This is a genomic window from Nocardiopsis sp. CNR-923, from assembly GCF_001942255.1.
GTDB lineage: Bacteria > Actinomycetota > Actinomycetes > Streptosporangiales > Streptosporangiaceae > Nocardiopsis.
Genome location: NZ_MKKC01000075.1, coordinates 1 through 19,861, shown reverse-complemented (window position 1 = coordinate 19,861; position 19,861 = coordinate 1). Strand labels below are relative to the sequence as shown.

Here is a 19,861-nt window from a genome sequence, read left to right as displayed (position 1 = left end):
CGCGTCAACGGTAGCCGGGCGGACCCCGGAACCGGGGCGGGGCCGGTATCCGAGCGGATACGGCCCCGAGCGGGGTGCGCGCACCGGGCGCGTCACCCCCGGGAGCTGTCCGACGACCTAGATGTCGTAGTAGAGCTCGAACTCGCGCGGGTGCGGACGCAGGCGCAGGGAGTCGATCTCCTCCGTGCGCTTGAAGTCGACGTAGGTCTCCAGCAGGTCCTTGGTGAAGACACCGCCTTCGAGCAGGAACTCGTGGTCGGCCTCCAGGGCCTCCAGGGCCACGTCCAGCGACGCGGGCACGGTCTTGATCGCCTGGGCCTCGGCCGGGGGCAGCTCGTAGAGGTCCTTGTCGACCGGCTCCGGCGGCTCGATCTTGTTCTTGATGCCGTCGATGCCCGCCATGAGCATCGCGGAGAAGGCAAGGTACGGGTTGGCCGACGGGTCCGGCACGCGGAACTCGATGCGCTTGGCCTTGGGGTTCGAACCGGTGAGCGGCAGGCGGATGCAGGCCGAGCGGTTGCGCTGGCTGTAGACCAGGTTGATCGGGGCCTCGTAGCCCGGCACCAGGCGGTGGTAGGAGTTCACCGTCGGGTTGGTGAAGGCGAGCAGCGCCGACGCGTGCTTGAGCAGACCGCCGATGTAGTAGCGGGCGGTGTCGGAGAGCTGGCCGTAGCCGGACTCGTCGAAGAACAGCGGGGCGCCGTCCTTCCACAGGCTCTGGTGGCAGTGCATGCCGGAGCCGTTGTCGCCGAACAGCGGCTTGGGCATGAACGTGGCCGTCTTGCCCGCGGCGTTGGCGACGTTCTTGACGATGTACTTGTACAGCTGGACGCGGTCGGCCTGCTGGAGCAGCGTGCCGAACTTGATGCCGATCTCGGCCTGGCCGGCGGTGCCGACCTCGTGGTGCTGGAGTTCGACCTCCAGGCCGGAGTCGATCAGGGCGCGGACCATGTCGGAGCGCAGGTCGCTGTAGTGGTCGACCGGTTCGACGGGGAAGTAGCCGCCCTTGTAGCGCGGACGGTAGCCGCGGTTGCCGCCCTCGATCGAGGACCCGGTGTTCCAGGCGCCCTCGATGGAGTCGATCTCGTAGAAGCCGGTGTTGGCCCGGGTCTCGAACTTGACGTCGTCGAAGATGTAGAACTCGGCCTCGGGGCCGAAGAAGGCGGTGTCCGCGACGCCCGAGCCGCGCAGGTAAGCCTCGGCCTTGCGGGCGACGTTGCGCGGGTCGCGGCTGTAGGACTCCAGCGTCAGCGGGTCGTGCACGAAGAACGTCATGTTCAGCGTCTTGTGCTTGCGGAACGGGTCCACCACGCCCGTGCTCAGGTCGGGGAGCAGCAGCATGTCGGACTCGTGGATGGCCTGGAAACCGCGGATCGAGGACCCGTCGAACATCTGGCCATCGGTGAACGTCGACTCGTCGACGTTCTCGGTCGGAAGGGTGACGTGGTTCACGCCTCCGAACAGGTCCGTGAACCGGACGTCGAGGAACTTGACGTCCTCGTTTCGGATGTAGGCGAGCACCTCGTCGACGCTGCTGAACAAAACGAACCTCCGTGCAGGTGGCTGAGACGGCCGGCTCCCCGTCCGCTCCGTCGCGGATGTCCTGGAGCGCACGCCGCCTCCCGGCTTCGCCATCGAAGCTAGGAGCGGGTGGTTTCCACGCCATGTCTCGATTGTTTCCTGCAGGTTACGGAGTCCGCCGTTTTCGCAGACCAACCCGTGTTACCCGGTGATTCCACCCCGGAACGGGAGGAATCAGGGCGTGTGTCGGAGGGTTCCCGTGACCGGGGCCACGCCTGTGCGCGCCGTGTGCGGCCCGCTAACCACCGCGGTCGGCATCGCCCCGTCGACCGGGCCGATACCGTGAGGGCATGAGCGACGACAGGGGCGGCGGCACGGCCGAGGACGACTTCCGCTACCGGGGCAACCGCCTGGGACTGCCCGAGAGCGGCTCCGGTTCGGTGCCCGGCGTCGGCCGTCGGCTGGCCGGTCTGGCGCTCGACTGGGCGCTGGCGCTACTGCTCGCCTGGGCCGCCTACCGCGCGGGGCTGATCGGCTCCGGCCTGTCCGGGGAGGCTGAGGTCGCCCCGCTGATCAGTAACACGGCCCTGGTCGTGTACGCCGCCACCAGCATCGTGTCGCTCACACTCTTCGGCACGTCCGTGGGCCGCCGCATGGTCGGGGTCGCGATCACCGCGACGGGTGAGCGCTCCTGGCCGTGGTTCGTGTCGATGACCGTGCGCACCCTGCTGCTGTGCCTGGTCGTCCCCGCGGTCGTCTACGACCGGGACACCCGTGGCCTGCACGACCGCGCCGCGGGCACCGTGGCGACGCGCTTGTGAGCATCCTGTTAAGGAATCCTCCGGTTCCGCGGTCGGCCGACGCGGGTTCTGCGCACCGTCCCACCGCTCTCGCCAGTGCTTCCACCGCCGTTGACGTCCGGGGGCGTCGCAGGGGCGTCCGAGCGCGCGCACTCCTGTCCGAAAATCGGCGCAGAGAGGGACGCACCCCTTCTTAGCTGCTGTTAACATCCGTTCATTACTCTCCCTGGGAACGATTTCGACCCATGGGTCCCATGACCCCGCCCTTCGACGGGCCGCAACGCACCATCAAGGTTGGTATGGCTGGAAGACGCTCCGCCCCCCGCTCCCCGCGTGTGCTCGACCCTGCGCGGATGTCCGCCGGTCAGTGGGTGGCGTGCGCGGCCACCGCGCTGGCCGTCACCGTCAGTCTGGGCGGATACGGGTGGTATCAGGGGATCGTCGGCAACATCACCACGCACGACGTGGACACCGACGCGTGGGACCGGCCGGTGAGCGTCGAGGGCGTGGTGAACCTGCTCATCCTGGGCTCCGACATCCGTTCGGGGGAGAACGCCGACTACGGCGAGGCCGAGGGCGAGCGCCCCGACACCATGCTCATCGCCAGCATCAACGTGGACGACGGGACGGCGACTCTGGTGAACCTGCCCCGCGACCTGGTCGTGCAGCTGCCCGGGTGCGAGCCGGCCGAGGGGTACGACGGGATGATCGCCCAGACGGCCATGCTCAACTCCGCGATGACCTTCGGTGGCGTCGGCTGCCAGTGGAGCGCCGTGGAGCAGGTCACGGGGGTGCACCTGGACCACTTCGTCATGATGGACTTCACCGGGTTCAGGGACATGGTGGACGCCGTCGGCGGTGTGGAGATGTGCATCCCCGAACCGATCGCCGACCCCAAGGCCCACCTGGAGCTGGACGCCGGACTGCAGACCCTGGACGGCGAGGAGTCGCTCGGCTTCGTGCGCTCGCGCTACAGCACGGAGGACGGCAGCGATCTGTCCCGGATCGAGCGCCAGCAGGAGTTCATGGGCGCGATGCTGCGCCAGGTGTTGAGCAGTGAGGTGATGACGAGCCCGGTCACCGTCACCAACTTCCTCGGCGCGGTCACCGACTCGATCTCGACCGACGGCGAGCTGACCGTCGACATCATGACCGACCTCGCCATCGCCATGCGCGAGGTCGATCTGGGCAACGTCCAGTTCGTGACGGTCCCCAACGGTCAGAACCGCAGCGACCCGAACCGCCTCAGCATGCGCGAGCCCGACGCCTCGGAGCTGTTCCAGGCGATCAACAACGGCGAGGACCTCACCGGCGCCGACGAGGAGGAGCCCGAGGAGACCGACGACTCCGGCGACGAGAGCGCCCCCGCTCCCTCGGAGATCACGGTCGACGTCCGCAACAACACCGGCGTCACCGGTCTGGCGACCGAGGTCCAGGCGCAGTTGGAATCGGAGGGCTTCGACGTCACCAACACCGGCAACCCCGAGGCGCGCTTCCCGGGCGTGACCACCGTCTACCACGCGCCCGGCCAGGAGGCCGCGGCGTCCGTCCTGGCCGAGGCCGTGGGAGAGGCCGTGGTCGAGCAGGCCGAGGGGCTGACCGCAGACCTCGAACTGGTCCTCGGACAGGACTGGGACGGTGTCGGGGGCGGGGAGAACGCCGAGTCGCAGGCCTCCGTCACGGACGAACTGGGCGGCACCACGGCGGAGGCCGCGCAGGACAGCCCCTGCTGACGCGGGGCTGAAGAGGACCGCTTCGGATGGACCCGCGTGGCGGCCGTGCCGGTCGACGAGCATCCGTCCGATATATCCGTTCTCGTGTGCCGGGCGCAGATCCCCCGTCGGACACCCCTCCCCGTCCCCTACCAGATCGGTGCCCCCCATGGCTCCCCAACGCGTGTCCCCCTCCTCGCCCCGCGCCCGATCATGACCGCCGGGCCGTGGTTCGCGTGCGCGTTCACGGCCCTGCTCATCGCGGTCAGCCTGACCGCCTACGCGGGTTACGCGTCCGCGCGCGACATCCAGACCGAGGAGATCGACACCGACGCCTGGGGCGATCGCCCCGTGAGCGTCGAGGGCGTCCGCAACATCCTGCTCCTCGGCGTCGACACCGAGTCGGGCGGCGACCGGCCCGACGTCCTGGTCATCGTCAACGCCAACGTCGACGCGGGCGAGGTGACGATGGTGAACGTGCCGCGCGACCTCATCGTGGACATCCCGGTCTGCCATCCGGTGGACGGCTCCTCCGGGTGGTCCGGCGGCCGGGACCAGATCAACCACGCGGTGGTGTACGGCGGGCTCGGGCGAAGACGCAGGAGACCCGCTCGACGGGCTGGACAGCAGGTCCGCCGCCGACCGGGTCTCCTGCGACTGACCGCCGATTCTGCCCGGGAACCCCATCACCCGGACGCGCGAGGGGGCCGTCCCGCCTCGGGACGACCCCCTCGAAGGTCCGGGACCGCCCTAGCCCATCCGGCCGCGCATCCCCTTGGGGAGCTTGGCGCCCTTGGGCATCGGTCCCTTGGGCATCTGCATGGCGGGCGGGAGCGCCTTGAGCCGGTAGTTCAGCTCGGCGATGTCCGGCTTGTCCAACAGCCTCGGCAGCTTGACCAGCGTCCGCTGGAGCTTGTCGAGCGGGACCTGGTCCTCGCCGTTGCCGACCTTGAAGTCGTAGATGTGGATGTCGTGCGCCACGCGCGCGACCCGCTTCTTCTCACCCGCGATCAGCGGGCGCAGACGGCCCGGGTCGCCTTCGCCGACGAGGATCACGCCGGGACGGCCGACCACGCGGTGGACGACGTCCATCTGCTTGTTCCCGGCCACGCCGGGCTCGACGACCCAGTTGCCGCGCATGTTCTCCAGGATCGCCATCCCCGCGCCCAGACGGCCGTCGAGCATCGTGTACTGGACGCGCTGGGCCGAACGGGTGAAGACGATGAAGCCGGCCAGGAAGGCCACGGGGAGGCCGGTGAGCGTCCACACCAGCCAGGAGCCGGTCCAGGCGCGATCCCCACGGCGACGGCGAGGACGACGACCGCGACGGCCACGGCGATCGGGATACTGCGCGGGCTCTGCTGGTGGACGACCTTGGCGACCATGCCGATCTGCTTGAACCGACCGGGTTGCCTGTCGGCCTGGCCCTTGGCGGGGGTCGTCTTCTCGGAACCCTTGGGCTTCTTCGCCATCGTGCTCTCAGGCAGCGCGCGCCGACGGGGTCGGCGGGGAAACGGCGTCCCTGGGCTGCCTTGCCTCCTCTTCGCGGTCGACTACGTGCGGCGCCATCCGGCGCCGCCGGCGGGGCGCCTCTCCCCACCAGGATAGGCGGGCGGCCCCACGACTCCGGAACGGTGACCCGAGGGCCACCGTTCCAGCTTGGTTACGACTGTGCCGTCACGTCCGAACCCTACTCGTCCGTCCCGGAGACGACCTGTGCGTCACGCTTCTCCCTCGCCTGCTTGTACAGGCGTCCGGCGCGGTAGGACGAGCGCACGAGGGGTCCGGACATGACTCCGGCGAAGCCGATCTCCTCGGCCTCCGCGCCCAGCTCCACGAACTCCTCCGGCTTGACCCAGCGGTCGATCGGGTGGTGCAGCTTGGAGGGGCGCAGGTACTGGGTGATGGTCAGCAGGTCGCATCCGGCCGCGTGCAGGTCCCGCATGGCCTCGCTGATCTCCTCGCGGGTCTCGCCCATGCCCAGGATCAGGTTCGACTTGGTGACCAGGCCGTCCTCGCGGGCGCGGGTGATGACCTCCAGGGAGCGCTCGTAGCGGAAGCCCGGGCGGATGCGCTTGAAGATGCGCGGCACGGTCTCCGTGTTGTGCGCCAGCACCTCGGGACGCGACCCGAAGACCTCGGCCAGCTGTTCGGGGTCGGCGTTGAAGTCGGGGATGAGCAGTTCGACGCCGGTGCCCGGGTTGAGCTCGTGGATCTTGCGGACCGTCTCCGCGTAGAGCCACGCGCCGCCGTCCTCCAGGTCATCGCGCGCCACGCCCGTGACGGTCGCGTACCGCAGCCCCATCGTCCTCACCGAGTTGGCGACCTTGGTCGGCTCCATGCGGTCCAGCGCGGTGGGCTTGCCCGTGGCGATCTGGCAGAAGTCGCAGCGGCGGGTGCACTGGTCGCCGCCGATGAGGAAGGTGGCTTCCCGATCCTCCCAGCACTCGTAGATGTTGGGGCACCCGGCCTCCTGACAGACCGTGTGCAGGCCCTCCTTCTTGACGAGGGAGTGGAGCTCGGAGTACTCGGGCCCCATGTGCGCCTTGATCTTGATCCACGGCGGCTTCTTCTCGATGGGGGTCTCGCTGTTGCGCGCCTCCACGCGCAGCAGCTTGCGGCCCTCAGGAGCGACGGTCAACGCGAACCCGTTCCCTTCTGTGCCCCGTGACGGGGACGACTCCGCCCCTCGCGGGGGCACTGGGTCCCGGCGGGGGACTGGTGGCTGGTCTGGGTGGTCATCCTCGGGCGGTGGCGCCGGAGAGCAGCGCGACGCCGTCGGTGTGGCCGTATCCGTCCGCGCCGAGGACGTCCGCGAGGTGTCGTTCGATACGCGGCCGAACATCGCCGACGGTCACGTCGCGCCCGACCTCGGCGGTGATCGTGGTGACTCCGGCGTCGGAGATGCCACACGGGACGATCCGGTCAAACCATGACAGGTCATTATCGCAGTTCACCGCGAGCCCGTGCATACCGACCCCGCGTGCGATACGGCAGCCGATCGCGGCGATCTTGCGTTCGATCAGGCCGCGGTCGGGGTCGGCGTCCAACCACACCCCGGTGCGGCCCTCGATCCGCCTCCCGGTGAGGCCGTACTCCGCGATCGTGCGGATGACGGCCTCCTCCAGCATGCGGACGTAGGCGATCACGTCGATGGGGTCGCGCAGTCGGACGATGGGGTAGACGGTCAGCTGGCCCGGCCCGTGCCACGTGATTTTCCCACCGCGGTCGATGTCGACCACGGGGGCGCCGGGGTCGGTGATGGGACGATCCCACCTCCCGGTGCGCTTGCCCGCGGTGTACACGGGCTCGTGTTCCAGGAGGAGGACCGTGTCGGCCACCTCGTCGGCGACACGGCGCTCGTGGAGCCGCCTCTGGAGATCCCAGCCCTGGTGGAACGGGACTGGCGCGTCGCCCATCCATGCGAAAACGAGATCACTCACGCCCCCACCTTACGCCCCGGCGCGGCGGCGGGGTCGGGTCAGGATGTCGGATAGCGCACTGTCGATGGTGGAGAACGTGAAGGAATAACCGGCCTTCACAAGACGTTGCGGCGCCGCTCGCAGGTCCAGCAGCGCGGTCTCCGCGGCGACGTCGCCGAGCGTCGCGCGCAGCGCCGTGGCCGGGACGGGGAGCAGGGTGGGGCGGCCCAGCGCCCGTCCGAGCGCCTCGGAGAAGGCCGCGTTGCTCACCGGCTCCGGGGCACACAGGTTCACCGGGCCGGTGATCTCGGGGCGCTCCAGGAGGAAGCGGAGCGCCCCCACGTGGTCCCGCAGGGCGATCCAGCTCAGGTACTGGGCTCCCGACCCCAGGCGTCCGCCCAGCCCGGCCTGGTACAGCGGCAGGACCGACCGCAGCAGGCCCCCGGAGCGGTCCAGCACGGCCGCCGTGCGCAGGTGCGCCACCGACAGGCCCGCCTCCTCGGCGGGAACGGTGGCGGCCTCCCAGGCCTGGGCGACCTCGGACAGGAATCCGGTGCCGGGCGGGGAGGCCTCCGTGGCCACGGTCCCTCCGGTGTCCCCGTAGAAGTGCAGTCCAGATCCGCTGAGCAGGCGTGGGGGAGGCGTGTCCATGGCGGCGACCGCTCGGCACAGGTGCCGGGTGCCCCGGACCCGACTGCGTCGGATGAGCGTCCGTCTGCGCCGGGTCCACGGGGTGTGGGCGATCGGCGCGCCCGCCAGGTGCACGATGGCGTCGGCGCCGTGCAGGGCGACGGTGTCCACCCTGCCCTGTTCGGGGCGCCACTCCGCCTCCTCCAGACGGGCGGTGCGCTCCGCGCGCGGGGCGTGACGCACCAGTCGGATCACCGAGTGGCCGTCCGCGAGCAGGGACGCGGCCAGCGCGCCGCCGATGAGCCCCGAGGCTCCTGTGATCGCGACTCTCATGGCCTCAGGCCTACCCCAGCAGGCGACCGCGGACCGCCGGGCGCGCGCGGATGAGGCGGGCGCCCACAATTTTCCGGCCTTTTTCGGCGAAAGACCTGCGGGAGTCGTCGCCGTCTTCTAGGTTGAGGATGGGACATGGAACTCCGCGTCAGCGCGGGGATACCTTGGGCGACGCATCGCCGTTTCGGTCGTGCTCGCCCGCCCTCAGACCTTTGATGATGGGGATCATCAGGGGATGGTGATTGGTGGGGTAAAAGCGGGGCGGCGCCATCGGCGCCGCCCGTCCCGCGTTCCGCGGAGCGTGCGACGGAGTCCAGGACGGTCATCGGCCGCACGGGTCCCAGCGCGGGCGGCGTCCCGCCGAGACGCGCGGACCCTCGCATGGCGATCGGGGTCGGAGGGTCAGGGCGTCCCGGATAGGCTCGCGCCCCCGCGCCGACCGCAGGGCCCGCGCCCACCACAGCAGGCGGTCGAGCAGGGTGTCCACGGCGGCCTCGGCGCCGGACATGTCCTCCTTGGGAGAGCCGTCCGGGGCGAACAGCGTCTGCGCGTTGTGGAAGCTCACCGTGTCGCGCAGGGTCGCCGTGTGCAGCTCGCTGAAGACCAGCCGGAGTTGCTCGACCGCCCGGAGACCGCCGGACAGCCCGCCGTAGGAGACGAACCCGACCGGCTTGGCGGTCCACTCGTGGCGGGCGGAGTCGATCACCGCCTTCAGCGGTCCGGGGAACGCGTGGTTGTACTCGGGGGTGAGGACGACGAAGGCGTCGGCGGCCTCGATCCGGGCGCCGAAGTCGCGGAGCGGTTCGCCGTGGCCCTGGCCGGAATCGAGGTCGGCGACATCCAGCACGTCGAGTTCGCCGCCACCGTGCCCTCGCGCCCGGTCGAGGAACCAGCGGGTGACCGCCGGACCCGTCAGACCGTTCCGGTTACCGCCCAGGATGACCGCGATACGAAGTTTGTCCATGCACGTCCTTGTGTCCACTGGTCGGGGGCGAACGGCGTCCACGGTAGAACCTCAAGCCGCCTTGAGGGCAACGCGGGGTTCCCCGCGCGGGTCCCGGACGCCGCCGGGCCGGACACCGCGAACGGCGTCCGGCCCGGCGGGAACGGCGGGAACGGCGGGAACCAGGGTCTACAGGCCCAGCTCGGCCTCGAACGCGCCTTCCTCCAGGCGCTTCCTCACGGCCTGCAGGAAACGGCCCGCGTCGGCGCCGTCGATGAGGCGGTGGTCGTGCGACAGGGACAGGTAGACCATCGACCGCACGGCGATGACCTCACCGCCCATCGCCGGGTCCTCCATCACCACCGGACGCTTGACGACCGCGCCCGTGCCGAGGATCGCCACCTGCGGGGTGTTGATGATCGGCGTGCCGAACAGGGCGCCGCTGCTCCCGGTGTCGGCGATGGTGAACGTGCCGCCGCCGAGCTCGTCCGGGCTCAGCAGACCGGTGTGCGCCCGCTCGGTCAGCGCGGTGATGTTGCGCGCCAGGTCGGTCAGGCCCAGGCGGCCCGCGTCGCGGATCACCGGGACGAGCAGACCGCGGTCGGTGTCCACCGAGACGCCGAGGTTCTCGACGTCGTGGTAGCTGACGTCGTTGTTGTCGCCGTCGATGACCGCGTTGAGCTTCGGGTGGCTCCCCAGGGCCTCCACCGCCGCGAGTGCGAAGAAGGGGAAGAAGTCCAGCGCAACGCGCTCGCGCTGGGCGAAGTCGGCGCCCGCCTGCTCGCGCAGGCGCGCGATCTTGGTGACGTCGACCTCGATCACCTGGGTGGTCTCGGCGGCGGTGTTGAGCGACTCCACCATGCGGTCGGCGATTGACCGGCGCAGGCGGCTCATCTTCTCGGTGCGTCCGCGCAGGGAGGTGTCCGTGGCGCCCTTGCGCGCCGTCGTGGACGGGGAGGCGGGGGACGCGGCCCGCGCGGCGGCCGCCTTCTGCTCCTCTGCGGCCCGGAGCACGTCCTGCTTGCGGATCCGTCCGCCGACGCCGGTGCCCCTGACCCGGCCCAGGTCCACGCGGTTGTCGGCGGCGAGCTTGCGGACGAGCGGGGTCACGTACGCCTCGGCGACGGCGTCGGTGCCCGACGCGCGGCCGGTGCCGCTGAGCGTCTCGATGTCCACGGCGGGGACCTCGTCGGTACCGCGGGACCTGGCGGCCGGGGCGGTGGCCGTCGGCGAGGCGGCCTTCGGAGCGGGCTCGGGCTCGGCCTTCGGGGCCGGGGCCTCGGGCGCGGCGGTCTCGCCCTCGCCGCCGATGATCGCGATCTGGGCGCCGATGTCGACCGTCTCGTCCTCGTCGACGAGGATCTTGGTGAGTACGCCCGCGACCGGGGACGGGATCTCGGTGTCCACCTTGTCGGTGGAGACCTCCAGGAGTGGTTCGTCCACCTCGACGGTGTCGCCCACGTTCTTCAGCCACTGGGTGACGGTGCCCTCGGTGACGCTCTCACCCAGGGCGGGCATGGAAACGGAAGTCGGCATGGGTTCCTCGTTGGATCTGGGCGCGGAATCTGCCCAGCGCCTTGACTGGGCGGCGCGGGTGTGGCGGGGGCGGGCCGCGGCGGCCCGCCCCCGGGTGGTGCGGTCAGTCGTGCACGTGCAAAGGCTTGCCCGCCAGAGCCAGGTGCGCCTCGCCCAGCGCCTCGGACTGGCTCGGGTGCGGATGGATGAGCTGGGCCACCTCCGAGGGGAGCGCCTCCCAGTTGTAGATCAGCTGACCCTCGGCGATGAGCTCGCCCACGCGGCTGCCGACCATGTGGACGCCCAGGACCGGGCCGTCCTTCTCGGCGATGACCTTCACGGCGCCCTGGGTCTGGAGGATCTGGCTCTTGCCGTTGCCCGCCAGGTTGTAGTTCACCTCCACCACGTCGTGGCCGCGCTCCTTGGCCGCCTTGGTGGTCAGGCCGACCGAGGCCACCTCGGGCTCGCAGTAGGTGACGCGCGGGACGCCGTCGTAGTCGATCGCGGGCGGGTTGAGCCCGGCGATGCGCTCGGCGACGAAGATGCCCTCGGCGAAACCGACGTGCGCGAGCTGGAGGGTCGGAATGAGGTCGCCGACCGCGTAGACGTCGCCCACACCGGTGTGCAGGTTCTCGTCCACCTTGACGAAGCCGCGGTCCAGGGTGAGGCCCTGCTCCTCGTAGCCGAGGCCTTCGGAGACGGGGCCGCGGCCGATGGCGACGAGCAGCACCTCGGCGTCCAGGGTCTTGCCGCCCTTGAGCGTGACCGTCACACCGGAGTCGGTGGTCTTGACCGACTCGAAGGGGGTGCCGAGCTCGTACTTGATCTTGCGCTTGCGGAAGGCCCGCTCCAGCAGCTTGGAGCTGGACTCCTCCTCCACCGGGACCAGGTGGGGAAGTGCCTCGACGATGGTGACGTCGGCGCCGTAGGATCGCCAGACGCTGGCGAACTCCACGCCGATGACGCCGCCGCCCAGGACGATGACCGAGCCGGGGACGCGGTCCAGGCCGAGGGCCTGGTCGCTGGTCATGACCTTCTCGCCGTCGATGTCCAGACCCAGGGTCTTGGGCTTGGAACCGGTGGCGAGCAGGACGTTGCGGCCCTTGTAGACGGCGCCGTCGACGGTGACCTCGTCCGGTCCGGTGAGGCGGCCCTCACCCTCGACGACGGTGATCTTGCGGGACTTGACCAGCCCGGTCAGGCCCTTGTGCAGGCCGTTGACCACCTTGTCCTTGTAGGTGTGGACCGCCTCGATGTCGATGCCCTCGAAGGTGGCCTTGACACCGAAGTTCTCGCTCTCCCGAGCGGAGTCGGCGACCTCGGCCGAGTGCAGGAGCGCCTTGGTGGGGATGCAGCCACGGTGGAGGCAGGTCCCACCCAGCTTGTCTTTCTCGATCAGGACGACGCTCATGTCGAGCTCCGCCGCGCGTAGCGCCGCCGCGTAGCCGCCGCTGCCGCCGCCAAGGACGACGAGGTCGAATGTGCCGCCGCTCTCACTCACGGGAACGAACTCCTTGTTTGTGGCTGGTGATTCCGGGTGGTGGGCCGCGCGACCGGCACGCGTGGGGGGACGGCGCCCGGTCCGCGGGACCGGGGAGGGGCGCCGCCCCTCCCCGGGTCCTGCTACTCGGTGGTGTACTGCTCGGCGATGCGGACCAGGGTGCGCGTGCCCGCACCCGTGCCGCCCTTGGCCGTGTAGCCGTGCGGTCCGCCCTGGTTGAAGGACGGGCCGGCGATGTCGAGGTGCGCCCACCTGACGCCGTCCTCGATGAACTCCCTGAGGAACACGCCCGCGGAGAGCATGCCGCCCCAGCGCTCTCCGGCCACGTTGGCGATGTCGGCGACGGACGAGTCCAGGCCCGAGCGCAGCTCGGAGGGAAGCGGCATCGGCCACGCGGACTCACCGGCGGCGCCGGCCGCGGCGACGACCTCGTCGCGGATCGCGTCGTCGTTGGACATGACGGCGAACACCCGGGTGCCGAGCGCGACGAGCTGGGCGCCCGTCAGCGTGGCGATGTCCACGATCAGGTCCGGCTCGTCCTCGTGCGCGCGGACCAGGCGTCCGCCATGACCAGGCGGCCCTCGGCGTCGGTGTTGAGGACCTCGACGGTCTTGCCGCCGTAGATGCTCAGGACGTCGGAGGGGCGCTGCGCGGTGCCGCTGGGCATGTTCTCGGCCACGGCCAGGTAGCCCACGACGTTGACCCGCAGCTCCAACGCGGCGATGGCGCGCATGGCGGCGAGCACGGAGGCGGCGCCGGCCATGTCGGACTTCATCCAGTCCATCGAAGCCGCCGGCTTGAGGGACAGGCCGCCGGAGTCGAACGTGATGCCCTTGCCGACGAAGGCGACGGTCTTCGTGGCCTCCGGGTGGGTGTGGGCCAGGCGGACCAGCCGGGGCGGGTTGGCCGACCCCTGGCCGACCCCGGTCAGACCGCCGTAGCCGCCCTCGGCGAGCGCCCGCTCGTCCAGGACCTCGATCTGCAGGCCGGTCGCGGCGGCGACGTCCTGGGCCGCCGCGGCCAGGTCCTCGGGGACCAGGTCGGCGGGGGCGGCGTTGACCAGGTCACGGGTGAGGGCGACGGCCTCGGCCAGGACCCGGGACCGCTCCACGGCCTCGGCGGCGCCGGCGGCGGTGGAGACCACGGTCAGGTCGAGCGTGTGCTCGGCGCGGGTGCGCGCCTTCTCGCCGGTGCGGTACCGGTCGAAGGAGTAGGCGCCCAACTGGGCTCCGAGCGCCACGGCGCCCGCCTGGTCGGCGGTCTGTGCGGGGAGGGCCAGGACGACGCGACCGGCGCCCCCGGGGCGCGAGGACAGCGAACGCAGGGCGGCGCCGGCGGCGCGGGACAGGGTGTCGGAGTCGACGGGACCGTCGGCGGGCGCCGGGCCGAGACCGACCGCGACGACGACCGGGGCCGGGACGGCTCCGAGGGAGGCAAGGGTGTGCACCTCCTCGGGTTCGCCGCTCGCTCCCAGGAGCGACAGTGTCGCGTCGAGGCCGCCGGAGAAGGCGGCGTCGACGTCATGAGCGCCCGACGCGGGCTCGGAGCGTCGCCTCCGGAGTGGTAACCGACGACAACCGCGTCGGCGTCGAGCGAACTGGGGGACTCCGTATGTACTGACAACGACGTGCTCACGTTCCCGATGCTAGTCGCCCCGTGAACACGGCGGCGACGCGGCGCCCCGCGCCCCCGCGGGCCCTGACGCGGCACTCCGCGCACCGCGGGATCAGGGTCGTTCCCCCGGGCGACCAGGCCCGCCGCGCGCTGGGAGGGGCCCTCTGGCCGCCGGTGGGGGGTGTCGCACGGGATCGCCCGGAGTGGTGGCCGCCGTCCGCGCGGACGGGCCGCGAAAATCGATGTGAAAAAATGTGATGATGGTGACATCGGCCCGTCCGGGAGTCGGACACCGGTACGGAACGGTCCCCTCCACGAGCCGCTCCGTCAGCCCCAGGAGGCGACGGCCGCCGCCACGACCAGCGCCGCCGCGGTCGCGCACTCCACCAGCGCCCCCAACACGTCCCCGGTGATCCCTCCCAGCCGCCGCACCGACCGCCGCAGCACCGCGCCCGCCGCGGACAGCCCCGCCACGGCGCCCGCGGCACACCCCGCCGCCGACCACGGCGAGACGAGCAGGCCCGTCGCGCACACCGCCGCCACGACCGCGCACGCCGCCGCGGCCAGCGGGAGGCGCACGGTCCCCGCCACCCACGCGCCCAGCCCCTCGGACCGGGCCGAGGCACGCGCGGCGTGCACGCCAGGGCCACCGCCAGCCGTCCCACGGACCACGCCGCGGACGCGCCGACCACGGCGGTGCCGGGCCCCGCCCCGACCAGCTGCCCGAGCGCCAGCACCTGCGCGGCCATCACGACGACCAACGTGACGACGCCGAACGGTCCGATGTCCGACTTGCGCATCACCGCCAGCGCGTCCTCGGCACGGCCGCCGCTCCCGAGCCCGTCGGCGAGGTCGGCCAACCCGTCCAGGTGCAGGGCACGCGTGAGCAGGGCGCCCAGACCCACGGCCGTCAGGGCGGCCAGCGGATCCGACAGCCCCAGCTCCGAGACCGCCGCGGCCACCGTCCCGAGGACCGCGCCGAGCACCGCGCCCAGGGGAGCGGCCCAGAACATCGCCCACCCGGTGGCGGCGCGGTCCGCGCGCTCCACCCGCACGGGCACGACCGTGAACGTCCCCACGGCCATCCGCGCGCCCGCGGCGGCGTCGCCGGTCAGGGCAGCTCCAGTACGCGTCCCGCCGTCACCAGGACGACCTCCTCGGACTCGGCCCCGATCCACTGGTTGAGCCTGCCCAGGTGGTCGCGGAACAGCCGTCCGGCACGGGTCGGCGGGACGACGCCGGAACCCACCTCGTTGGACACCGCCACCACGTGGGCAGAGGTGCTCCGCCACGCCTCCAGCAGGTTGGACGCCTCAGCCCGCACCCGAGCCTCGGCCTCGGGCGAGGGCGGGTCCTCCCACACGCCGTGCCGGTCCATGACCCCGGTCAGCCAGGTGCCCAGGCAGTCGACCAGGACAGCGCCGTGCGCGCCCCGGAGCAGTGCCACCACATCGGAGGTCTCCTCGGTCCGCCACCACCGCGGGCGGCGCTCGGCGTGGGCCGCGACCCGTTCGGCCCACTCGGGGTCCTTCCCCGGATCAGGTGGGGGACCGGTCGCCGCGTAGACCACCCGGGGTTCGGCGAGCAGGCGCAGCTCCGCCTCGGTGGACTTGCCGGACCGCACCCCGCCGGTGATCAGCACCCGGTGCGGGCCGCGCGGGCGGGGCTCGGGCCAGACCGAGGGCGGGCACGACATCACGTGGCCGTCACCGGGGGCGAACGCGCCCCACAGCCGGGTCCGTCGGGCGAACTCGCGCGGGGAGCGGATCCGGTGGTCGCCGCCGACCGCCACGACGGCCGTCGTCACCCCGATCACCCCGCGACGGCGCAGCTCCCCGATCGCCTCCGGCCGCCGGACCACGTCGACGATCACCATGTCGACCGGCTGGGGCGGGGTCGCCGAAGAGTGTTCGAGGGCCCCACCAGGGGCCTCGGCGGGCGGGCCGCCCGGCAGCGGCCCCGGTTCGGGACGGGCGAAGAGGAGGCGTCCGCCGTGGGGGCCCTCGACCAGGACGCCGTCCGTCGTGTGCCCGACCGTGTACTCGGGCGGCACCGGACCGACGGGACCCTCCTCGCGGAGGCGGAAGCGGTCGTCGACGGTCACGCGCAGGGGCAGACGGCGCTCCGTCTGAGCCTGGTTGCAGGAGGCGCAGGTGCACTGCGGGGCCGGCCAGCCCGCGTGACCCGCTGTCCCGAGGAATCGGATACGCACTCGAAGAAGTAAACAGCATGGGGCGCCAAGCCTTGGTTAAGCTCGGGGCGGGATCCGGTGAACGACACCGGGAGAACCGCGACGAAGGGCGGCCGGACATGGCGTGGACCTGGCGGTACATCGGGGCCGACGGTGCGACCCCGCCGGACGGGGACCTGCCCGCCGAGGCGTTCACCTCCCGGGGCGACGCGGAGAGCTGGCTGGGAGAGAACTGGCGGGCGCTGGCCGAGGACGGAGTGGGCCGGGTCGCTCTCATGGACGGCGACCGGGAGGTCTACGCGATGGCGCTGGCGACGGCCGAGTAGCGGGCGTGTTCGCGGATCCGACACCACGTGACCATCGGGGCATGACGTCCACCCACCGCGGTCACGCGGTGCTCGAACCCGTCACATCCCCCTGTGGCGGCTCCGGCGGACCGGGCGGCTGGACCGCTCCCACCCGGCCCGGGACATGGCGCGTTGAGCGGCTCGGCCCCGGAGACGGCGAAGCCCCGGGCGCCGAAGGACGACCGGGACTCCCACCGCGACCCCTACGCGCGGATGTTCTCCGGGCTCCTGGTCAGCGCCGGGTCGCGCTGGACGCTGTCACCCAGGATCTCGTCGACGCGGGCGACCAGGTCGTCGTCGAGCTTCACGCCGGTGGCCCCGACGTTGTCGCGGACCTGTTCGGGGCGCGAGGCGCCGACGATCGCGGCGGACACGTTGGGGTTGCGCAGGACCCAGGCGACCGCGAGCTGGGCCATGCTCAGACCGGCTTCGGCCGCCAGCGGCTCCAGCCGGGCCACCCTCGACAGCAGCTTCTCGTCCTCGGTGAGGTCCCTGAGGAACCTGCCGGCCTCAGGTTCGGCCGCGCGCGAGCCGCTCGGCGCGGGGCGGCCCACCTTGTACTTGCCGGTGAGCATGCCGCCCGCGATGGGCGACCACACGATCTGGCCGATCCCCTCGCGCTCGCACACGGGGACGACCTCCGACTCGATGACCCGCCACAGCATGTTGTACTGCGGCTGGTTGGAGACGATCCGGTCGAAGCCCATCTCGTCGGCGATCCTCAGCGCGCGCTCGATCTCCTCCGCCCGCCACTCGGACACCCCGACGTAGAGGACCTTGCCCTGGCGGACCAGGTCCTCGAAGGCCCGCATGGTCTCCTCCAGCGGGGTGGTGTAGTCGAACCGGTGCGCCTGGTACAGGTCCAGGTAGTCGGTCCCCAGACGGCGGAGGGAGTCCTCCACGCCGCGGATGACGTGTTTGCGGGACAGGCCCCGGTCGTTCCGGCCCTCGCCCATGGGCCAGAACACCTTGGAGAAGATCTCCAACCCGTCCCTGCGCTCACCCTTCAGCGCGCGGCCCAGGACTTCCTCCGCCTTGCCGAGCGCGTAGACGTCCGCCGTGTCGAACGTGGTGACGCCCGCGTCCAGTGCCGCGCGCACGCACGCGACCGCGGTCTCCTCCTCCACCTGCGAACCGTGCGTGATCCAGTTCCCGTAGGCGATCTCGCTGACCACCAGACCGCTGTTACCCAGATGCCGAAAATCCATGCGGAGCACTGTAGCGGTGGAAGACGTCGGCTCGCGAGGGTCGGTCCGGCAGGAGAAGCGAGTGCTCACGGGCTGTGAGGAGGTGGGGCCGGTGCGCGCACCCGGCCCCGATCGCCTGATCGGGCGGGCGCCTCAGCGCACGTAGCGCGGCGTGGGGTCCTCGCGGACCTTCACCCGGGGCTTGGGCAGGCGCAGGCGGCGGAACTGGATCTGGCGCATCGCCGCGTACAGGCCCGAACCCTTCACACTCGGGTCGTCCGGGAAGTACTGGCCGGCGCGCCGCTTCACCGTGCGGCCCACGAGGACGCCCTCGATGACGATCGTGACCATCATCAACGGCCACAACACGTAGGCCACGACCATCTGCGCGGTGGGGTTGTTCACGAACATCAACAGGACGATGACGACCGACAGGGGCAGGAAGAACTCGCTCAGGCTGCGGCGCGAGTCGACGAAGTCACGGGCGAAGGCCCGTGCGGCACCGTGGTCCTGCGGGCGGAAGTAGCGTTCCTCGCCCTTGGCGGCGCCGCCGTCGCGGGCGGTGCGACCGCGCTGGCGGTCGAGGCGCCCGCGGTAGGCCCGGTAGGCCTCCTTGCGCGACTGCGGAGCGTTGAGCGGCCGGCGCAGGTCCCGTTCGGATTCCTTACGCTTTGGGGTGGGGACACCCTTCTTGGGGGTATATCCCTTAGGTTGGGTGGCCTCAGTGGCCTCATGGCTGGCGGATTCGGATGAGTGCGAATCCGTGGCTGCGGAAGCGGAGCGACGTCGGAACACACCCTCAGGGTAGCCGGTCACAGCTTTATGGCGACCGCGGGCCAGACCGCGTAGGGTTGGGCGAAGCGCCCGCTGGGAACAGCCGATGTACGCACCGAGAAGGGGACGGCCACGCCGATGAGCGTGTTTCAGCGACTTTCGATGATCTTCAAGTCCAAGGCCAACAAGGCCCTGGACTCGGTCGAGGACCCCAGGGAAACCCTCGACTACTCTTACCAGAAACAGCTTGAGCTCCTACAGAAGGTTCGTCGTGGTGTGGCGGACGTCGCCACCTCCCGCAAGCGCGTCGAGTTGCAGATCCAGCAGCTGGAGCAGCAGTCCGGCAAGCTGGAGACCCAGGGGCGCGCGGCGCTGACCCAGGGTCGGGAGGACCTCGCCCGCGAAGCCCTGACGCGGCGCTCCGGTCTGAGCAGCCAGATCGAGAGCCTGCGCGAACAGCACGCCAACCTCCAGGGCGAGGAGCAGAAGCTCACCATGGCGGCCCAGCGCCTCCAGGCCAAGGTGGACGCCTTCCGCACCCGCAAGGAGACGATCAAGGCGACCTACACCGCAGCCCAGGCCCAGACGCAGATCAGCGAGGCCTTCTCCGGCATCTCGGAGGAGATGGGCGACGTCGGCATGGCGGTGCAGCGTGCCGAGGACAAGACCGCCGAGATGCAGGCCCGCGCGGGCGCGGTCGACGAACTCCTGGCCTCCGGGGCGCTCGACGACGTCACCGGCACCGCCAAGGACGACATCCAGGCCGAGCTCGACCGGATGGCCAGCTCCACCGGTGTCGAGGCCGAGCTGGAGCGCATGAAGCTGGAGCTCGGGCAGGGCAACGGCGGCGGCTCCGCGCCGCAGATCGAGGGCGGCAACAACCGGGAGGGCTCATGATCGTCCGCATCATGGGTGAGGGGCAGCTCGACCTCACCGACGCCGACCTCGACGTCCTGAACTCCTTCGACGCCTCGTTGGAGGCGGCGATCGAGTCCGGCGACGAGGACAGGTTCCGGGAGGCCCTGCACGACCTGTTGGCCAAGGTGCGTGCGGACGGCAAGCCCCTGCCGCCCGACGCGCTGGAGCCCTCACAGTTCATCCTCCCGCCCGCCGACGCCACCATGGACGAGGTGCGAGAGATGCTCCAGGACGACGGCCTCATCCCCGGCTAGTCTGCCTGGCCGGGTACGCCGCCGTCCGTCCAGGCGGGCGATCCGGACAGCGGCGCGCGACCGGAGCGGTCGGAGGCGTCCCACACCAGCGCGCGCGTGTCGCCCACGCCGCCGCGACTTGGCGTCGCGGCGGCCGTGGTGTGTCGTCAAACCTTCCGACCTGGGCGACTAGACTTCGGACCAGGGGGGTCGTCATGGC

16 protein-coding genes and 3 pseudogenes are annotated in these 19,861 nt (G+C 71.3%); 5 read left to right on the top strand and 14 right to left on the bottom strand.

The window, feature by feature from the left end:
• Positions 1–117: 117 nt before the first annotated feature.
• On the bottom strand, positions 118–1,542 hold the full coding sequence (gene glnA / locus BJF83_RS10310) for a type I glutamate--ammonia ligase (protein ID WP_075926107.1): 1,425 nt from the start codon (positions 1,540–1,542) through the stop codon (positions 118–120).
• 329 nt (positions 1,543–1,871) lie between these two features.
• On the opposite strand from glnA, the gene BJF83_RS10305 reads away from it, so the two are divergent.
• Positions 1,872–2,342, top strand: coding sequence for a transporter (locus BJF83_RS10305; protein WP_075926106.1), 471 nt, complete (start codon positions 1,872–1,874; stop codon positions 2,340–2,342).
• Positions 2,343–2,620: 278 nt separating this feature from the next.
• On the top strand, positions 2,621–4,054 hold the full coding sequence (locus BJF83_RS10300) for an LCP family protein (RefSeq protein ID WP_075926134.1): 1,434 nt from the start codon (positions 2,621–2,623) through the stop codon (positions 4,052–4,054).
• 266 nt (positions 4,055–4,320) lie between these two features.
• Here the strand turns inward: BJF83_RS10300 and BJF83_RS27445 are convergent, their stop codons facing one another.
• From BJF83_RS27445 to BJF83_RS10245, 11 genes and pseudogenes are all read right to left on the bottom strand, one after another.
• Positions 4,321–4,596: a hypothetical protein gene (locus tag BJF83_RS27445; protein ID WP_158070352.1), complete on the bottom strand. Its 276-nt coding sequence runs from the start codon at positions 4,594–4,596 to the stop codon at positions 4,321–4,323.
• 187 nt (positions 4,597–4,783) lie between these two features.
• A pseudogene (locus BJF83_RS10290) lies at positions 4,784–5,505 on the bottom strand (DUF4191 domain-containing protein).
• A gap of 218 nt (positions 5,506–5,723) precedes the next feature.
• Entirely contained in the window at positions 5,724–6,674 is a 951-nt protein-coding gene (gene lipA, locus BJF83_RS10285; RefSeq protein ID WP_075926105.1) for a lipoyl synthase, read from the bottom strand.
• Between the two features lie 97 nt (positions 6,675–6,771).
• On the bottom strand, positions 6,772–7,476 hold the full coding sequence (lipB, locus tag BJF83_RS10280) for a lipoyl(octanoyl) transferase LipB (protein WP_075926104.1): 705 nt from the start codon (positions 7,474–7,476) through the stop codon (positions 6,772–6,774).
• A 9-nt stretch (positions 7,477–7,485) separates the two neighbouring features.
• Positions 7,486–8,418: a TIGR01777 family oxidoreductase gene (locus BJF83_RS10275; RefSeq protein WP_075926103.1), complete on the bottom strand. Its 933-nt coding sequence runs from the start codon at positions 8,416–8,418 to the stop codon at positions 7,486–7,488.
• Between the two features lie 322 nt (positions 8,419–8,740).
• Positions 8,741–9,382, bottom strand: a complete 642-nt coding sequence (locus tag BJF83_RS10270) for an NADPH-dependent FMN reductase (protein ID WP_083678482.1) — start codon at positions 9,380–9,382, stop codon at positions 8,741–8,743.
• Positions 9,383–9,550: 168 nt separating this feature from the next.
• Positions 9,551–11,080 (bottom strand): 2-oxoglutarate dehydrogenase, E2 component, dihydrolipoamide succinyltransferase, encoded by a 1,530-nt coding sequence (sucB, locus tag BJF83_RS10265; RefSeq protein ID WP_262391459.1) that lies wholly within the window; start codon positions 11,078–11,080, stop codon positions 9,551–9,553.
• Positions 11,001–12,377 (bottom strand): dihydrolipoyl dehydrogenase, encoded by a 1,377-nt coding sequence (gene lpdA, locus BJF83_RS10260; RefSeq protein ID WP_075926101.1) that lies wholly within the window; start codon positions 12,375–12,377, stop codon positions 11,001–11,003. Before lpdA ends, sucB begins: the two co-directional genes overlap by 80 nt.
• Positions 12,378–12,499: 122 nt before the next feature.
• Positions 12,500–14,012: pseudogene (locus BJF83_RS10255) on the bottom strand (leucyl aminopeptidase).
• 306 nt (positions 14,013–14,318) lie between these two features.
• Positions 14,319–15,076, bottom strand: a pseudogene (locus tag BJF83_RS10250) (adenosylcobinamide-GDP ribazoletransferase).
• Positions 15,077–15,102: 26 nt separating this feature from the next.
• Positions 15,103–16,095: a bifunctional adenosylcobinamide kinase/adenosylcobinamide-phosphate guanylyltransferase gene (locus BJF83_RS10245; protein WP_075926100.1), complete on the bottom strand. Its 993-nt coding sequence runs from the start codon at positions 16,093–16,095 to the stop codon at positions 15,103–15,105.
• Positions 16,096–16,301: 206 nt separating this feature from the next.
• On the opposite strand from BJF83_RS10245, the gene BJF83_RS10240 reads away from it, so the two are divergent.
• A complete protein-coding gene (locus tag BJF83_RS10240; protein ID WP_075926099.1) occupies positions 16,302–16,508 on the top strand; it encodes a hypothetical protein in 207 nt (68 codons plus the stop codon).
• Positions 16,509–16,732: 224 nt separating this feature from the next.
• On the opposite strand, the gene BJF83_RS10235 is transcribed toward BJF83_RS10240, so the two are convergent.
• Together BJF83_RS10235 and BJF83_RS10230 are read right to left on the bottom strand one after the other, a co-directional pair.
• Entirely contained in the window at positions 16,733–17,737 is a 1,005-nt protein-coding gene (locus BJF83_RS10235; RefSeq protein WP_075926098.1) for an aldo/keto reductase family protein, read from the bottom strand.
• Between the two features lie 132 nt (positions 17,738–17,869).
• The gene (locus tag BJF83_RS10230) at positions 17,870–18,511 is read right to left on the bottom strand and encodes a DUF3043 domain-containing protein (RefSeq protein WP_262391454.1); all 642 of its coding nucleotides are present in this window, start codon (positions 18,509–18,511) and stop codon (positions 17,870–17,872) included.
• A gap of 117 nt (positions 18,512–18,628) precedes the next feature.
• On the opposite strand from BJF83_RS10230, the gene BJF83_RS10225 reads away from it, so the two are divergent.
• On the top strand, positions 18,629–19,387 hold the full coding sequence (locus tag BJF83_RS10225; protein ID WP_075926096.1) for a PspA/IM30 family protein: 759 nt from the start codon (positions 18,629–18,631) through the stop codon (positions 19,385–19,387).
• Complete coding sequence (locus BJF83_RS10220) at positions 19,384–19,662, top strand: hypothetical protein (RefSeq protein ID WP_075926095.1); 279 nt, start codon at positions 19,384–19,386, stop codon at positions 19,660–19,662. The genes BJF83_RS10225 and BJF83_RS10220 overlap by 4 nt, the downstream gene beginning before the upstream one ends.
• Positions 19,663–19,861 lie beyond the last annotated feature (199 nt).